This window comes from Pseudenemella bisphenolivorans (assembly GCF_051133435.1).
GTDB lineage: Bacteria > Actinomycetota > Actinomycetes > Propionibacteriales > Propionibacteriaceae > JAAYAO01.
Window position 1 is genome coordinate 212,260 of the sequence record NZ_JBPGNY010000002.1, and the last position, 15,436, is coordinate 227,695.

At 67.3% G+C, this 15,436-nt stretch carries 11 protein-coding genes; 4 read left to right on the plus strand and 7 right to left on the minus strand.

The features are described 5' to 3' along the window. Positions 1-82 precede the first annotated feature (82 nt). The 4 genes from ACR4XW_RS05870 to ACR4XW_RS05885 are packed head-to-tail and all read left to right on the plus strand — an operon-like array spanning position 83 to position 5,364. The gene (locus ACR4XW_RS05870) at positions 83-1,972 is read left to right on the plus strand and encodes an ABC transporter transmembrane domain-containing protein (protein ID WP_434759597.1); all 1,890 of its coding nucleotides are present in this window, start codon (positions 83-85) and stop codon (positions 1,970-1,972) included. Further along, on the plus strand, positions 1,965-3,896 hold the full coding sequence (locus ACR4XW_RS05875; RefSeq protein WP_434759598.1) for an ABC transporter ATP-binding protein: 1,932 nt from the start codon (positions 1,965-1,967) through the stop codon (positions 3,894-3,896). Before ACR4XW_RS05870 ends, ACR4XW_RS05875 begins: the two co-directional genes overlap by 8 nt. 38 nt (positions 3,897-3,934) lie before the next feature. Continuing rightward, positions 3,935-4,864, plus strand: coding sequence for an ornithine cyclodeaminase family protein (locus tag ACR4XW_RS05880; RefSeq protein ID WP_434759599.1), 930 nt, complete (start codon positions 3,935-3,937; stop codon positions 4,862-4,864). Between the two features lie 5 nt (positions 4,865-4,869). After that, on the plus strand, positions 4,870-5,364 hold the full coding sequence (locus tag ACR4XW_RS05885; RefSeq protein WP_434759600.1) for a MogA/MoaB family molybdenum cofactor biosynthesis protein: 495 nt from the start codon (positions 4,870-4,872) through the stop codon (positions 5,362-5,364). A 3-nt stretch (positions 5,365-5,367) separates the two neighbouring features. On the opposite strand, the gene ACR4XW_RS05890 is transcribed toward ACR4XW_RS05885, so the two are convergent. The 7 genes from ACR4XW_RS05890 to mobA are packed head-to-tail and all read right to left on the minus strand — an operon-like array spanning position 5,368 to position 15,427. Beyond that, on the minus strand, positions 5,368-6,756 hold the full coding sequence (locus tag ACR4XW_RS05890; protein ID WP_434759601.1) for an MFS transporter: 1,389 nt from the start codon (positions 6,754-6,756) through the stop codon (positions 5,368-5,370). Further along, complete coding sequence (locus ACR4XW_RS05895; protein WP_434759602.1) at positions 6,753-8,081, minus strand: MFS transporter; 1,329 nt, start codon at positions 8,079-8,081, stop codon at positions 6,753-6,755. The genes ACR4XW_RS05890 and ACR4XW_RS05895 overlap by 4 nt, the downstream gene beginning before the upstream one ends. 41 nt (positions 8,082-8,122) lie before the next feature. Next, positions 8,123-8,872 carry a respiratory nitrate reductase subunit gamma gene (gene narI / locus ACR4XW_RS05900; protein WP_434759603.1) on the minus strand — a complete coding sequence of 250 codons (750 nt, stop codon included), beginning with the start codon at positions 8,870-8,872 and terminating at the stop codon, positions 8,123-8,125. 1 nt (position 8,873) lies between these two features. Further along, entirely contained in the window at positions 8,874-9,479 is a 606-nt protein-coding gene (gene narJ / locus ACR4XW_RS05905; protein WP_434759604.1) for a nitrate reductase molybdenum cofactor assembly chaperone, read from the minus strand. Then, complete coding sequence (gene narH, locus ACR4XW_RS05910) at positions 9,479-11,056, minus strand: nitrate reductase subunit beta (protein WP_434759605.1); 1,578 nt, start codon at positions 11,054-11,056, stop codon at positions 9,479-9,481. The genes narJ and narH overlap by 1 nt, the downstream gene beginning before the upstream one ends. Beyond that, positions 11,056-14,784, minus strand: a complete 3,729-nt coding sequence (locus ACR4XW_RS05915; RefSeq protein ID WP_434759606.1) for a nitrate reductase subunit alpha — start codon at positions 14,782-14,784, stop codon at positions 11,056-11,058. Before ACR4XW_RS05915 ends, narH begins: the two co-directional genes overlap by 1 nt. Before the next feature lie 58 nt (positions 14,785-14,842). Beyond that, positions 14,843-15,427: a molybdenum cofactor guanylyltransferase gene (mobA, locus tag ACR4XW_RS05920; protein ID WP_434759607.1), complete on the minus strand. Its 585-nt coding sequence runs from the start codon at positions 15,425-15,427 to the stop codon at positions 14,843-14,845. Between the last annotated feature and the right edge of the window lie 9 nt (positions 15,428-15,436).

The window sequence follows — 15,436 nt, forward strand, 5'->3', positions numbered from 1 at the left end:
TGGCCGTACCGGTGCCGGTCTCGTTCTGCTGCATTTAATCCAGGCGACAAGTGCGGACCGCAGATCTAGGCTGGTCGGCGCGATGCGTGATTTCCCTCCCGAACTGGCAACCGACTCCGGCGGTGTGCCGATCGACCCCGAACAACGCCCCGATACCCGTTCTCCCTCCCGCTTTCTGGGCTGGTTGCTGTGGCAACAACGCGATGTGTTGGTGTTGTTGATTCTCGCCGCGCTGCTGCGGCAGTTGCCGATGGCGATCATCCCCTTCCTGCTCGGTCGGGTGATCGACACCGGTATCGCCGGCGGTGACACCACCGCCCTGCTGACCTGGTCGGGATGGCTGGTGGGCGTGGTCGTGATCGGCACCTTCGGCATCGTGACCCATCACTGGTTGCTGGTGAAGGGCTGGCTGATCACCACGTACGGGGTGATCGGGCTGGTCACCCGCCGCGCCACCGGGCTGGGCCATGTGCTGCCCCGACGCCTGCCCACCGGCGAAGTGCTCAGCGTGGCGAACTCCGACTCGGAAATCTTCGGCAACACCCTGGAAATCTTCGGCCGGTTCGTGTCCTCGACGATCACCTTCGGGATCGTGGTCGCGCTGATGATCCACACCTCCCCGCCGCTGGGGATCGCCGCCCTGATCGCGGCCCCGGTGCTGTTGCTGGGGGCGACCCCGGTACTGCGGCCGATGCAGTTGGCCCAGGAAACCGAGCGCAGCCGAGCCTCCGAGTTGACCGGGCTGGTCACCGACATCGTCGCCGGTCTGCGCATCCTGCGCGGTATCGGCGGGGAACGCACCTTCGGCGACAACTACGCCGCCCAGTCCCAACGGGTGCGCCAGGCCGGGGTGCGCGCGATGTCCTGGCAGGCCGTGGTGGAGTCCTTCGGCGTGCTGTTGTCGGGGTTGTTGCTGCTGATGCTGACCTGGCTGGGCGCTCGGGAAGTTCTCGACGGGCGGCTGAGCATCGGACAACTGGTGGCCTTCTTCGGCTACGCCGTGTTCATGATGGTGCCGATCGCGGTGTTCTTCGAGTTCGCCCAGAAGTGGATTCGCGGCCTGGTGTCGGCCCGCAAGACCATCGTGCTGTTCCAACAGCTCTCGCCCTGGCCCGAGCAGGCTCCGGCCGCCGGACGGGTCGATTGGCCGAATGCGACCCTGCACGACCACCGCTCCGGGGTGACCATCACCCCCGGTCAACTGACCGTGCTGGCCGCCGCCCAGCCCGACAGCACCGCCGCGATCGCCGACCGGCTGGGACGGTACCTGTCGCGCGATTCCGATCCGGTCGGGGAAGACCTCGGCGAGGTCACCGGCCGCCGGGCCAGAGCCGCCGCCCGGGCCGAACGCCGCGCCCGCCGGCAACGGCTGATCGACCGCGACGAAGACGCCGCCAAGGGACGCTGGCAGGTCACCGCCGACGGCATCGACCTGTCGGACGTGCCCTTGGCCGAGGTGCGCGAGCACGTACTGGTCAGTGATGCCGCATCGCAGGTGTTCGCCGGCACCCTGCAGGAGCTGATCGACCCGCACGGCCGATTGAGCCGCGCCGAGGCCGAGGAAGTGATCCGGGTGGCCGCCGCCGAGGACGTCCACCTGACCCTCGCCGAGGGTTGGCAGGGCCGCATCGACGAACGCGGCCGAGGTTTGTCCGGTGGCCAGCGGCAACGGCTGGTGCTGGCCCGGGCCCTGGGTATCGACCCCGACGTGCTGATCCTGGTCGAGCCGACCTCGGCGGTGGACGCCCACACCGAGGCCGCGATCGCCGAACGGCTCGCCTACTTCCGCCGTGACCGCACCACCGTGGTGGTGTCGGCCTCACCGCTGGTGCTGCGGCATGCCGACCGGGTGGTCTTCATCGAGGACGGTGAGGTCTGCGGGGTCGGCACCCATGACGAGTTGGCCGAGGGCCACGACCTTTACCGGCGCACCGTGCTGCGCGCTTTCGACGAGGAGGTGACCGATGCTTGAGCAGACCACGGTGGACGAGTTCACCGCCGCCTCGGCCCGCACCTGGCACGATCGCTCCGAACGGCCGCCGGCCATTCCGGAGATCCTCGACCCGAAGCGGGCGTCCCGCAGCCCGAAGGCCTGGCGCATCCGGCACCGGCTGCGCGCCGAACGGGCCCAGGATTCCTTCGCTGCCTCCCGCAACCCGGCTCGTGGCCTGCCGGTGGCGCGTTCGGGAGCGGTCCTGAACTTCGCCAAGGGCCTGTTCCGCACCCGCAAGGGCCTGATCGCGTTGACCCTGGCGATGAATGCCATCGCCGCCATCGCCGGTCTGGTGGTGCCCCGCCTGCTGGGTCACCTGGTCGATCTCACCGGAGCCGGACAGGTCAACATCCCGACCATCAACTCGCTGGCCGTGATCGTGCTGATCGCGGTGGTGATGCAGACGATCTTCACCTTCCTGGCCCGCTGGTCATCGGCGGTGCTCGGTCAGGACGTGTTGGCCGCAGCCCGCGAGTCGGTGGTGCGCACGGTGTTGCGCCTGCCGCTGGGCAAGGTCGAAACCGCGAGCAGCGGCGACCTGGTCACCCGCGTCACCCGCGACGTGTCGAGCATGAGCGAGGCCGTCCGCTTCGCCCTGCCGTTGATGATGATCGCCTCGGTGACCACCGTGCTGACCCTGGTGGCGGTGGTACTCAACTCGTGGTTCATGGCGATTCCGACCCTGCTGTCGGCGCTCGCGGTGATCGTCGTGGCGCGGCCCTACCTGCGCAAGGCGCAGCCGGCCTACATCGCCGAGGGCGCCACCTACTCCGACATCTTCAGCACCCTGACCGAAACCGTCGAGGGCGCCCGCACCGTCGAGGCACTCGGACTTGCCGAGGATCGCCACGTTCGCAACAAAGACGATCTGGACACCGCCGGGCAGGCCGAGCGGTACACCGTGGCGCTGCGCAACCTGCTGTTCATCGGCATCGACCTGTCCTTCCGGCTGCCGCTGGTGCTGACGGTGCTGTTCGGCGGTGTCGGGGTCGCCAACGGTTGGGCGACGCTCGGCGAGGTCACCGCCGCCCTGCTGTACATCCAGGCCCTGGTCACCCCGGTGAACCAGCTCATCATGAGCCTCGACTACCTGCAGGTGGGTCTGTCGTCCACCTCGCGTTTGTTGGGTATCGCGGCGATCCCGAGTGATCGCGAAGAGGGCCCGGATCGTCCGGACGGGTCGGAGCTGATCGGCACCGACCTGCGCTTCGCCTACCGCGAAGGGCTGGACGTGCTGCACGGCATCGACCTGGCGTTGATTCCCGGGGAGCGGTTGGCGGTGGTCGGCCCGTCCGGGTCGGGCAAGTCGACGCTCAGCCGACTGCTGGCCGGCATCAACGGCCCGCGCACCGGCACGGTGACGGTCGGTGGGGCGGAACTGTTGCAGTTGCCGCTGGAGACCCTGCGCACCGAGGTTGCGCTGGTGACCCAGGAGCACCACGTCTTCAAGGGCACGATCCGCGACAACATCGTGCTCGCCCGCGAGGACTCCGGCCCCGAGGAGGTCGAGCGCGCCCTGCGCACCGTGGACGCCTGGGGCTGGGTGTCGGCCTTCCCCGACGGGGTCAACACGGTGGTGGGGGCCGGCAACACCGAACTCACCCCGGCTCAGGCCCAGCAGATCGCGCTGGCCCGGTTGGTGTTGGCCGATCCGCACACCCTGGTACTGGACGAGGCGACCTCACTGATCGACCCGGCCACCGCCCGCCACCTCGAGGGCTCGATCGGCACCCTGCTGACCGGACGCACGGTGGTCGCGATCGCGCACCGGCTGCACACCGCCCACGATGCCGACCGGATCGCGGTCGTGATCGACGGTAAGATCGCCGAACTCGGGTCACACGAGGAACTACTCGCCCAGGACGGGGAGTACGCCGCGCTCTGGCGCGCCTGGACCTCCTGACCCACCGAGTTTCTGGCTGCACGCGCGAAGGAGACGCCATGGCCGCACCGGACTGGATCGATGCCGATCAGGTGCGGGCCCGGATGAGCCCCGACCGGGCCCGTCGACTGCTGCACGAGGCGTTGGTGTCCGGCTTCGACCCGGCCGATGACCCGCCGCGCACCGCCACCCCGGCCGGGGCGGGCCACTTCCTGCTGATGCCCTCGACCGTCGGCGAGCTCAGCGGGGTGAAGGTGTTGTCGGTGGCCCCCGGCAACCCCGACCTCGGCCTGCCCCGGATTCAGGGCCTGTATGTGCTCCTGGACGCCGCCACGCTCACCCCGACGACGCTGATCGACGCGGCCTCGCTGACCCACCTGCGCACCCCGGCGGTCTCGATGGTGGGGGTGGACGCGCTGTGCGCCGAGCAGGTCGACACGGTGGTGTTCATCGGCAGCGGGCCGCAGACCGTGAGCCATGCCGAGGCCCTGCTGGCGATTCGCCGGCCCCGCCGGGCTCTGCTGCACTCGCGCGATACCGCTCATGCCTCAGCCGCGGCACAGCAGGTCACCGAGTTGGGCCTGCCCTGTGCTGCCGTCGCCCGGGACGGGCTGGCCGAGGCGGTCGGCGCGGCCGATCTGGTGGTGATCTGCACCTCGGCGTCCGAACCGGTGATCGACGGCTCCTGGGTGGCCGACGGGGCCTGTGTGGTCGCGATCGGCGCCCACGAACCCGACAAGCGTGAGCTCGATGCCGCACTGGTGGGGCGCTCCCTGGTGGTGGTCGAAGAGACCGACACCGCTCTGCGGGAGGCCGGCGATGTGGTGTTGGCGATCGAGGACGGGACGCTGCACCGGGGCGATCTGCACACGATGCGCCAGTTGGTGCTCGGTGAGGTGTCGCGGGCCACCGATCGTCCGAATGTGTTCAAGACCGTCGGCATGGGTTGGCAGGATCTGGTCGTCGCCTCGGGGGTCGCCCTACACTGAGCCCCATGAGCTATCGGGCCGTCGCCATCACCTGTTCGAACCGAGCCGCCGACGACCGCAGCGAGGATCGCGCCGGGCCGGTGCTGCGGGAGGCCCTCAGCGAGTTGGGGCTCGAAGTGGGCCAGGCCGTGGTCGTGCCGCAGGACCGGGACCTGTTGCAACGCGCCATCGAGGCCGCCATTGCCGACGGAGCCCGGATCGTGTTCACCGTGGGCGGGGCCAGCATCGGGCCCACCGACGTGTCGACGAGCTTGACCAAGGAAATGGTCAGTTACGAGATCCCGGGCCTGATGGAGGAGATTCGCCGGGTGGGCTCGACGAAGGAACCGCGTGCGCTGTTGTCGCGCGGGATCGCCGGGGTGATCGACCTACCGTCGGCGCCGCCCACGCTGATCGTGAACTCCCCCGGATCCCGGGGCGGGGTCCGCGACACCGTGTCCGTGGTCGGGCCGTTGCTCACCTACATCGTCGAACAACTGGACGGCGCCGGCCACGTCTGATCGTCAGCTCGGCTTCGGGGCTCCCTTGCGGGCGTACCGGAACCAGGTGATCACGATGCAGGCGGCTGCCCACACCGCACCGATGATGTAGAACACCGTCGGGCTCATGATGGTCAGGCCCACCCCGAACAGGAACGGCCCGAAGGCGGCGATCGCGGCCGTCCAACCGATCACCCCGCCGGCTTGGCGCTTCTCGAAGATCATCGGCATCTGTTTGAAGGTGGACGCGTTGCCGATGCCCGAGAACAGGAAGATCGCGAGCATGCCCCACAGGAACTGGTTGAAGTCGCCCTTCAGCGCCTCGGCCGAGCTCAGGTCGGGGGTGAGTGCCGGGATCGTGAAGATGATCGCGCCGAGCACGCCGACGCCGGAGATCAGCGTCCAGATCGCGCCACCCATCTTGTCGGTGAGCGGTGAGAACAGCACCCGGGCACCGGCACCGACCAGCGGGCCGAGGAAGACGAACTTGACCGCGTCCGGCACCTGGTAGCCCTCGACCAGCACTCTGGCGGTGGCGCCGACGCCGTCCACGATGGCGGAGTTGCCCGACCCGTAGAGGTTGTTCATCAGCAGGCCGAACTGGGCCGACAGGCCCGAGAAGGTGCCGAAGGTCATGATGTAGAGAATCGTCATCCACCAGGTGTCCTGGTTACCGAAGATGTCGAACTGCTGCTTGATGTTGGCCTTGATCGGCACCGAGCGCAGCGCGATGTAGGCCCAGATGGCGCCGGCGATGATGAACGGCAGGTAGACCAGCGCGGAGTTCTGGTACCAGACGGTGATCGAGTTCTCGCCCGAGACCGACATCTGCTGCGAGCCGAGGAAGCCGAACATGCCGAAGCCGATCAACCACGGGGTCAGCAACTGCACCAGGGACACCCCGAAGTTGCCGATGCCGGCCTGGATGCCGAGCGCGGTGCCCTGCTTCGACTTGGGGAAGAAGTAGGAGGTCGACGGCATGAAGCCCGAGAAGGCGCCACCGCCGATACCGGCCAGGAAGGCCAAGCCCATCAGCCGCCAGTACGGCACGTCCGGGTTGGTCACCTCGACACCCCAGCCGAGCACCGGCAGCACCAGCAGGAGGGTGGTCAGGGCGACCATCTTGCGGGTGCCGATCTTGGGTGGCAGCACCATCCAGACCAACCGCAGCAGGCCGCCGGACAGGCCGGGCATCGAGGCCATCCAGTAGAGCTGGGTCTTGGTGAACTCGTACCCCAGGGCGTTCAGCTTCGGGATGATCGCGCTGGGCAGGAACCAGGCGACGAAGCACAGGGTCAGGGTGAAGGTGGTGATGACCAGGGTGTGCCAGGCCAGGCCCTTGTCCCACTTGTCGGGGTCCTCCGGATCCCAGGTCTTGAGCCAGTCGCCTTCGGTTTCCAACTTGGTGCTCATGATGCGTCGCTTTCGATCCGACCAGCCAACTCGGGCGTGGCCTTGGCCAACATGTGGTGAACCGTCCAGTGCATCCACACCGCGCAGATGGCAACCAGAACGAAGATGCAGAAGAAGGTGCTGCTCGGGAAGCCCGACCAGGTCTTGGTGTAGGCGAACAGCGGCGGCAGGAAGAAGCCACCGAGGCCGCCGAGCATGCCGACCAGGCCACCGACCGAGCCGACATTGTCGGGGAAGTACTCCGGAATGTGCTTGTACACGGCTGCCTTGCCGATGCCCATCGCGCAGCCGAGCAGAAACACCAGAACCACGAAGAAGGGCAGTTGCATCGTGTAGTGCAGGTGGGTGGTTTGTTCCCCACCCGGGTGGACGATGGTCAGGAACCCGTTCGGCATCATCAGGATGCCGCTGGTGACCAGCATCACCGCGAAGGTGAAGTACATCGCCCGGCGGGCGCCCCACCGGTCGCTGACCCAGCCGCCCAGGGGCCGCAGCAGGGAGGCCGGGAAGATGAAGGTGGCGGTGAGCAATCCGGCGGTGGTCAGCGAGACATCGAAGTTGTCCACGTAGTACTTGGGCAACCAGGCCGACAGGGCCACGTAGGCACCGAAGACCGCGACGTAGTAGAGGCTGAACCGCCACACCCGCAGGTTCTTCAGCGGCTGCAGCATTTCCCGGATCGACCGCGAGGCACCGGGGGCCCGGTCGACCCGGGGCACGATCAACCAGGTGGCGATGCCGGTGATGATCAACAGCGCCGCGTAGATCACCGGGATCAGTCGCCAGCCACCCTGGATGCCGAGCAGGAAGGTGGACCCGGCGGTGGCTGCGATCAGCGGCGGGCCGATGAACTTGGTGACCGAGGCGCCGACGTTGCCGGCCCCGAACACGCCGAGCGCGAGTCCTTGTCGGTCGCGCCCGAACCAGGCGGAGTTCCAGGCGGTACCGACCGAGAAGAGGTTGCCGGCGAAACCGACGAAGAAGGCCAGTACCAGCACCAGCACGTAGCTGTTCGCCAACGACACCAGGTAGGCCGGGATCGCGGTGGCGAAGAGCATGAACAAGGTGACCTTGCGGCCACCGATCCGGTCGGTGAGGATGCCGGCGGGCAGCCGCCACATCGAGCCGTTCAGTACGGCCAGGGCGCTGATCCAGGAGAGTTGCTCGTCCGACAGGCCGAGTTCTTTCTGGATCGGGATGCCCAGGATGCCGAACATCAACCAGACCGCGAACATCAGGGTGAAGGCGATGGTCGACATCGTCATCACCCGGCCGGCACCCTTGCCCGTGTCGTGGATGGGTGCGACTTCAATCAGTTTGCTCACCGGGAAGGCCTTCTACTCGTTGTGTTGTTGTCGGGGTCGGCTCAGCGCTTGCTGCGCGGGGTTTCGATCGGCTCCCATCCACGGCCGGGGGTGGTGTGGGAGTGCCGCGGGCTGGTGTCGCGGGAGCGGTAGACGATGTAGGGACGGAAGAGGTAGTGCACCGGCGCGGTGAAGGCGTGCACCAGACGGGTGAACGGGGTGATCGCGAACAGCAGCAGGCCGATGATCACGTGGGCCTGGAACTGCCAGGTCGCCGCCGCCATCGCCTCCACCTTCGGTTGGAAGATGAACAGCGAGCGGAACCACACCGACACCGTTTCGCGGTAGTTGTGTTCGGCGCCCGAGGCGTAGGTGTCACCGGTCAGGGTGGCGAACAGCCCCAGCCCGATCACCCCGGCCAGGACGACGTACATCACCTTGTCGTTCCAGGTGGTGGCCCGGAACACCGCCTTGTTCGACCGGCGCCGGTAGATCAGCAGGACCAACCCGACCACCAGGGCCAGGCCGGCCAGGCCGCCACCGTAGAAGGCGCCGAGGTGGTAGGTGTGCTGGTCGAGACCGATCCAGTCGGTGAAGGCCTTGGGAATCAGCAGGCCGACGATGTGGCCGATCAGTACCGCCAGCAGGGCGAAGTGGAAGATCGGTGAACCGATCTTCAGCAGCTTTGATTCGTACACCTGCGACGAACGGGTCGTCCAGCCGAACTGATCGAAGCGATACCGCCAGATCAGGCCGCCGACCAGGATGAGCACGACGAGGTAGGGCAGCACTCCCCACAGCAGAACGTTCATCTCAGCTTCCTTGCAGGGTGGGATACGGGAGCATGACGGGGTCCAGGCCCACGGTTTCGCGCGGCGGCCCGGCCATCAGGTCGCGCACCTGGGCGCGGGTTTGCGGTGACGGCCCGCCGAGGGCCTTGCAGACGGCGGCCAGCACCCCGGCCTGGGGCAGGTCGTCGTCGACCAGCGCGAGCCGCAGTAGTTCCAGCGACGCGCGGTACCGGTTCAGGATGCCCACCCCGAGCCGGTGGTCGCCGGTGGCGGTGAACTCCAACACCATCGGCAGGTAGTCGGGCAGTTCCCCGTCCAGATCGACCAGCAGGCCCGATTCGCGGTAGGTCTGCTTGATGGCGGCCAGCACCTCACCGCGGCGGCGGGTGTCCCCGTCGGTCCAGTAGGTGAGGTGCAGGGCGTGGCGGCGCGACAGGTCGAACTCCTGGACATGCCAGGACTGCAACTCCATCAGGGGCCGGCTGCGCAGGTGTGCGATGGTCGGGCCGAAGTCACCGGCCACACCCGCTTCGGCGACCGCCTGTTCGATCATCGGCAGCCGGGCGAGCAGGGTCTCGTCCGGGTAGCTCAACAGCATCCCGGCGGCTTGGAACACCACGGCCGACATCAGGCACCACTCGCATCGGTCTGCCGGGCCTTGGCGTCGGCGTAGCTTTCGATCGCGACCGGCACCACCCGTCCGGACGAGGTGCCGAAGGGCCCCTCGGCCATGCCCGGGCCGTCCTCGAAGTCGAGGGAGCAGCCGATCTCCTCGAGGTTGTGTGCCTGCTCGCGGTGGGCCTTGGGAATGACGTAGCGCTCGTTGTACTTGGCGATCGCCAGCAGCCGGTACATCTGTTCCATCGCGCCCGGCTCCATGCCGACCGCGTGGGCCAACTCCGGTTGCCTGGGCCGACCCAGGGTGACATCGCGCATGTAGGAACGCATCGCGGCGAGTTTCTGCAGCACCCCGGTGACGATCTCGGTGTCGCCGGCGGTGAACAACTCGGCCAGATACTCCACCGGAATGCGCAACGCGTCGATCGCCCCGAACAGGTTGCCGGCGGCCTCGGCATCGTGACCCTGGCCCTTCAGCAGGTCGATCACCGGCGACAGCGGCGGGATGTACCAGACCATCGGCATGGTGCGGTATTCCGGATGCAACGGCAGCGCCACCTTGAAGTGCTTGATCAGCGCGTAGACGGGCGACTTCTGAGCCGCGGCCAGCCAGTCACTCGGGATGTCGTTGGCCTTCGCATCGGCGATCACCTGCGGGTCGTGCGGGTCGAGCATCAGGTCGAGCTGGGCCTGGTACAGGTCCTTCTCGTCGGCCAGGGCCGCCTCGGTGACCCGGTCGGCGTCGTAGAGGATGATGCCGATGTACCGCAGCCTGCCGACGCAGGTTTCGGAGCACACGGTGGGCAGGCCCACCTCGATGCGCGGGTAACACATCGTGCACTTCTCGGCCTTGCCGGAGCGGTGGTTGAAGTAGATCTTCTTGTACGGGCAGCCGGTGATGCAGTGCCGCCAGCCGCGGCACCGATCCTGGTCGACCAGCACGATTCCGTCCTCGGCCCGCTTGTACAGCGCACCGGACGGGCAGGAGGCCATGCACGAGGGGTTCAGGCAGTGCTCGCAGATGCGCGGCACGAACATCATGAACGCCTTCTCGTACTCGAACTTGATCTGGGTGTTGGCCTCCTCGCGCAGCTTGCGCACGATCGGGTCCTCGTCCCCGGTTTCGTGGATACCGCCCAGCGCGTCGTCCCAGTTCGCCGAGGCCTCGATCGCCATGTCGTCGCCGGTGACCAGCGATTTGGGCCGGGCGACCGGGAAGTCGTCGCCCAGGGGTGCCTGGATCAGGGTTTCGTAGTCGTAGGTCCAGGGTTCGTAGTAGTCGGCCATCTCCGGCTGCACCGGGGAGGCGAAGATCGACAGCAGCTTCTTGAAACGGCCGCCGGAACGCAGCTTGAGCCGACCCGAGCGGGTGCGGACCCAGCCGCCCTGCCACTTCTCCTGGTCCTCGTAGGTGCGGGGGTATCCCTGCCCGGGACGGGTCTCGACGTTGTTGAACCAGACGTATTCGGTGCCGGCCCGGTTCGTCCAGGCCTGCTTGCAGGTGACCGAACAGGTATGGCATCCGATGCACTTGTCCAGGTTCATCACCATCGCGACCTGGGCCATCACGCGACGCTTCTTGGCCATCAGTACTGCACCTCCTGGGAGCGGCGACGCACCGTCGACACGATGTCGCGTTGTACGCCGGTGGGACCGATGTAGTTGAAGGCGTACGCCTGGTGGGCATAACCGCCGATCAGGTGGGTGGGTTTGAGCAGGATGCGGGTGACCGAGTTGTGGATGCCGCCGCGCCTACCGGTGGCCTCCGACTTGGGCACGTCGATCGTGCGCTCCTGGGCGTGCTGGACGTAGGCGATCCCGTCCGGCAGCTTCGGGGTGACCACCGCACGGGCCACGAACACCCCGTTGGCGTTGGTCAGTTCGATCCAGTCGTTGTCGCGCACCCCGATGCTGGCGGCGTCGTTGACGCTCAACCACGCCTGGGGTCCGCCCCGTCCGAGACTCAACATGAACAGGTTGTCCTGGTACTCGGAGTGGATCGACCACTTGTTGTGCACGGTGAGGTAGCGCAGCGTGATCGCCTTCTCGCCGGTCGGGCCGATCTCGGGTTCGCCGTAGGCCTGGGTCATGTCCAGCGGCGGCCGGAAGATCGGCAACTGTTCCCCGGCGTCGATCATCCAGTCGTGGTCGAGGAAGAAGTGCATCCGGCCCGAGAGGGTGTGCCACGGCTTGAGCCGTTCGGTGTTGATGGTGAAGGCGGCGTAGCGTCTGCCCCCGGTTTCGGATCCGGACCATTCGGGTGAGGTGATCACCGGTTGGGGTGCCTGCTGGGTTTGCACGAAGGTGATGATCTTCTCCTCCGAGCCCGCCGACAGGTCGGCCAGCTTGCGTCCGGTCTTGCGTTCCAGATCCCGGAATCCCTGGGTGGCGAGTTCGCCGTTGGTGGTGCCCGAGAAGGTCAGGATCGCCTCGGCCAACCGTTCGTCGGTGTTGATCGCCGGACGTCCGGCGGCCGGGCCGGAGGGGTAGACCCCGTGCAACTTGGCCAGCCGGTCGACCTGGTGCTTCACGTCATAGGTGATGTTCTTGACGGTGAAACCGAGCTTCTCGGCGAGCGGGCCGACGGTCAGCAGCTTGTCGGCGATCGCGGTGTAGTCACGTTCGACGACCTGCAGCAGCGGCAGGTTCTTGCCCGGGACGGCCGGCACGTCGGTGCCCCGCCAATCGGGGACGTGGCCGCCGGGTTGGGCGATCTCGCCGGGGGTGTCGTGTTGCATCGGCACCGCGACCAGGTCGAGGCGGGTGTCGAGACGTCCCTTGGCCAGTTCGGACAACTTCAGCGCCAGTTCGGTGAACACGTCGAAGTCGGATTTGGTTTCCCAGGGCGGGTCGATCGCGGGGGTGAAGGCATGCACATAGGGGTGCATGTCGGTGGAGCTGAGGTCGTACTTCTCGTACCAGGTGGCGGCCGGGAAGACGATGTCGGACAGCAGGGTCGAGCTGGTCATCCGGAAGTCGGCGGTGATCAGCAGGTCGAGCTTGCCCTCGGGTGCTTCGTCGTGCCATTGGACGACCTCGGGTCGCAGGTCGGCGCCGTGCTCGTTGGGCATCACGTTGTGGTGGGTGCCCAGGAGGTGTTTCAGGAAGTACTCGTTGCCCTTGGCCGACGAACCGAAGAGGTTCGACCGCCACAGGATCATCGTGCGCGGCCAGTTCTCGGGGGCGTCGATGTCCTCGACCGAACTCTTCAGCTCACCCGACTTCAGTTTCGCCGCGACATAGGCGGCCGGGGTTTCGTACTCCCCGGCTTCCACCGCGGCCTTGGCCTCGTCGGCCAGTTCGAGGGGGTTGCGGTCGAACTGCGGGTAGAAGGGCATCCAGCCGAGTCGCTGCGACAGGGCCACCGCGTCGGCGGTGTGCAGCCCGTCCAGCGCCCCGGTCGACAGCGGGGAGGTGATCCGGTCGCCGGAGAATCCGTCGGTGCGCCACTGGTCGGTGTGCATGTACCAATAGGCGGTACCGATCATGGTGCGCGGCGGACGGGTCCAGTCGGTCGCGTTGGCCATGTTGAACCAGCCGGTCATCGGACGGCACTTTTCCTGGCCGACGTAGTGCGCCCAGCCGCCGCCGTTGCGTCCGATACAACCGGTGAGCATCAGCAGCGCCATGATCGCCCGGTAGGTGGCGTCGGCGTGGAACCAGTGGCAGATGCCGGCACCGATGATGATCATCGTGCGGCCCTTGGACTCCTCGGAGTTCGTGGCGAACTCGCGGGCGACGCGGATGCAGGCCTCGGCGGGCACCGAGGTGATCTCGGCCTGCCAGGCCGGGGTGTAGGGCACGTTGACGTCGTCGTAGCTGTCGGCCCAGACCCCGGGCAGTCCTTCCCGTCCGACGCCGTACTGGGCCAGCATCAGGTCGAACACGGTCGTGACCAGTTGCCCCTCGACCATGCGCGCCGGTACGCCGCGGCGGATGATCGAGCCGACCCCCTTGGGGTCTTCGAAGCACGGCAGGGCGACCTCGACGTTGGTGGTGTCGGCACCGCCCAGCAGGGTCAGGGCCGGTTCGATGTCACCCAGATCGAGGTTCCACTCCCCCAGGCCCTCTTCGTTGTAGCGGTGACCCATGGTGCCGTTCGGGATGGCCGGGGCCCCGGTGGCCTCGTCCCACATCACGGTTTTGAAGGCCGCATCGGCGCTGTCGGCGTACGCGGGCAGGTCGGCCGCGGTGAGGAACTTGCCGGCGGTCAGGCCCTGGCCGTTGGGGTGTTCGACCAGGGTGATCAACATGCCGAGGTCGGTGTACTGCTTCACATAGGAGTCGAAGTAGTCGACCTTCTTGTCGACGAAGTTCTCCTTGAGGATGACGTGGCCCATCGCCATCGCCAGGGCCCCGTCGGTGCCGGCCTGGGCGGGCAGCCATTCATCGGCGAACTTCACGTTGTCGGCGTAGTCGGGGGCGACGGTGATCACCTTGGTGCCGCGGTATCGCACTTCGGCCATCCAGTGGGCGTCCGGGGTGCGGGTCACCGGCACATTGGAGCCCCACATCATCAGGTAGGTGGCATCCCACCAGTCGCCCGATTCGGGGACGTCGGTCTGGTCACCGAAGACCTGGGGTGAGGCGACCGGCAGGTCGGCGTACCAGTCGTAGAAGCTGGTCATCGCACCGCCGATCAGGTGCGTGAAGCGGGTACCGATGGCGTGCGAGACCTGACTCATCGCCGGAATCGGCGAGAAGGACACGCACCGGTCGGGGCCGTAGTGCTTGATCGTGTTGATGTAGCTGGCGGCGGCGATCTCGACCGCTTCCTCCCAGCTGATCCGCACCAGGCCGCCCTTGCCGCGGGCCTGCTGGTAGCGGCGGCGCTTCTCGGGGTCGGTGGAGATTTCCCGGAAGGCTTCGACCGGGTCGCCGAGACGCTTCTTGGCCTCGCGGTACATCTCGATCAACACGCCGCGTCCGTAGGGGAAGCGCACCCGGGTGGGTGAGTAGGTGTACCACGAGAAGGCGGCGCCCCGGGGGCAACCACGGGGTTCGTATTCGGGCCGGTCGGGGCCGGTGGACGGGTAGTCGGTCTGCTGGGCTTCCCAGGTGATGATGCCGTCCTTGACGTACACCTTCCAGGAACAGGAACCGGTGCAGTTGACGCCATGAGTGGACCGCACGACCTTGTCGTGGCTCCAGCGGTCGCGGTAGAAGACATCACCGGCACGTCCGCCTTCGCGGAACACTGCCCGTCCGTCCTCGGTCCCGTCCCACCTGCTGAAGAACTTTCCGATCTTCAACAAGGCGTCCGAAGCAGGCCCGTCAATGCGTGCGGAGTCGGTGCTCATACCAAAGTCTCCCATGCGCTACGACAAAACGTAATAAGGATTGGGCCTCTACTCCTACCACGTGTCGTAACTGTCAAAAATCGGGGTCGATTCCCGCGGCACGAGCCTGGGTCGGCGTGTCGAGATCGCCGAGGATGTCTGCCTCGGTGGGGATGCGGGCCAATTCGAGGGTGCCCAACACCCGGTGCACCCCGATATCGCGCAATCTGGGAGCCGCGGCCAGTGCGGTGCGCAATGCCTGCAGGCGGTAGCGCCCGGCCAGAAGCTGCGGCCAGCCGTCGTCGGCGAGCAGCACCACCCCGTCGGGTCCGAGGTCGGCGGCCGCCAGCCGGGCCACGATCGCGGCCGGATCGGCCAGATCACCGGCCAACAGCAGCACCTCGGCCGGCTCGTCCGGAAGTGCTGCCAGGGCCGCGGCGAGACCGGCCACCGGACCCCCGAAGGGCGGATCCTCACCGGCGAACCGCACCCTCTCGTCCGACCAGGGACGGGCCGGGCCGGCAACCACAACCTCTTCGGCCCAGGTCAGGGCGGCGGTGCAGGTGCGCTGCAGCACGGTGGTTCCGGCCACCGGCAGGGCGAGTTTGTCGGTGCCCATCCGGCGCGACCGGCCGCCGCCCAGCACGATGGCGTGACGCGGCCGGGTTGTGGGTGACATGGGCACAGG

What these genes read in the sequence shown, in the direction of transcription:
- ACR4XW_RS05875 (WP_434759598.1), top strand. Translation starts at nt 1,965, where the DNA reads ATGCTTGAGCAGACCACGGTGGACGAGTTCACCGCCGCCTCGGCCCGC.
- ACR4XW_RS05880 (WP_434759599.1), top strand. Translation starts at nt 3,935, where the DNA reads ATGGCCGCACCGGACTGGATCGATGCCGATCAGGTGCGGGCCCGGATG.
- narJ (WP_434759604.1), bottom strand. Translation starts at nt 9,479, where the DNA reads ATGTCGGCCGTGGTGTTCCAAGCCGCCGGGATGCTGTTGAGCTACCCG.
- ACR4XW_RS05890 (WP_434759601.1), bottom strand. Translation starts at nt 6,756, where the DNA reads ATGAGCACCAAGTTGGAAACCGAAGGCGACTGGCTCAAGACCTGGGAT.
- mobA (WP_434759607.1), bottom strand. Translation starts at nt 15,427, where the DNA reads ATGTCACCCACAACCCGGCCGCGTCACGCCATCGTGCTGGGCGGCGGC.
- ACR4XW_RS05915 (WP_434759606.1), bottom strand. Translation starts at nt 14,784, where the DNA reads ATGGGAGACTTTGGTATGAGCACCGACTCCGCACGCATTGACGGGCCT.
- ACR4XW_RS05885 (WP_434759600.1), top strand. Translation starts at nt 4,870, where the DNA reads ATGAGCTATCGGGCCGTCGCCATCACCTGTTCGAACCGAGCCGCCGAC.
- narI (WP_434759603.1), bottom strand. Translation starts at nt 8,872, where the DNA reads ATGAACGTTCTGCTGTGGGGAGTGCTGCCCTACCTCGTCGTGCTCATC.
- narH (WP_434759605.1), bottom strand. Translation starts at nt 11,056, where the DNA reads ATGGCCAAGAAGCGTCGCGTGATGGCCCAGGTCGCGATGGTGATGAAC.
- ACR4XW_RS05870 (WP_434759597.1), top strand. Translation starts at nt 83, where the DNA reads ATGCGTGATTTCCCTCCCGAACTGGCAACCGACTCCGGCGGTGTGCCG.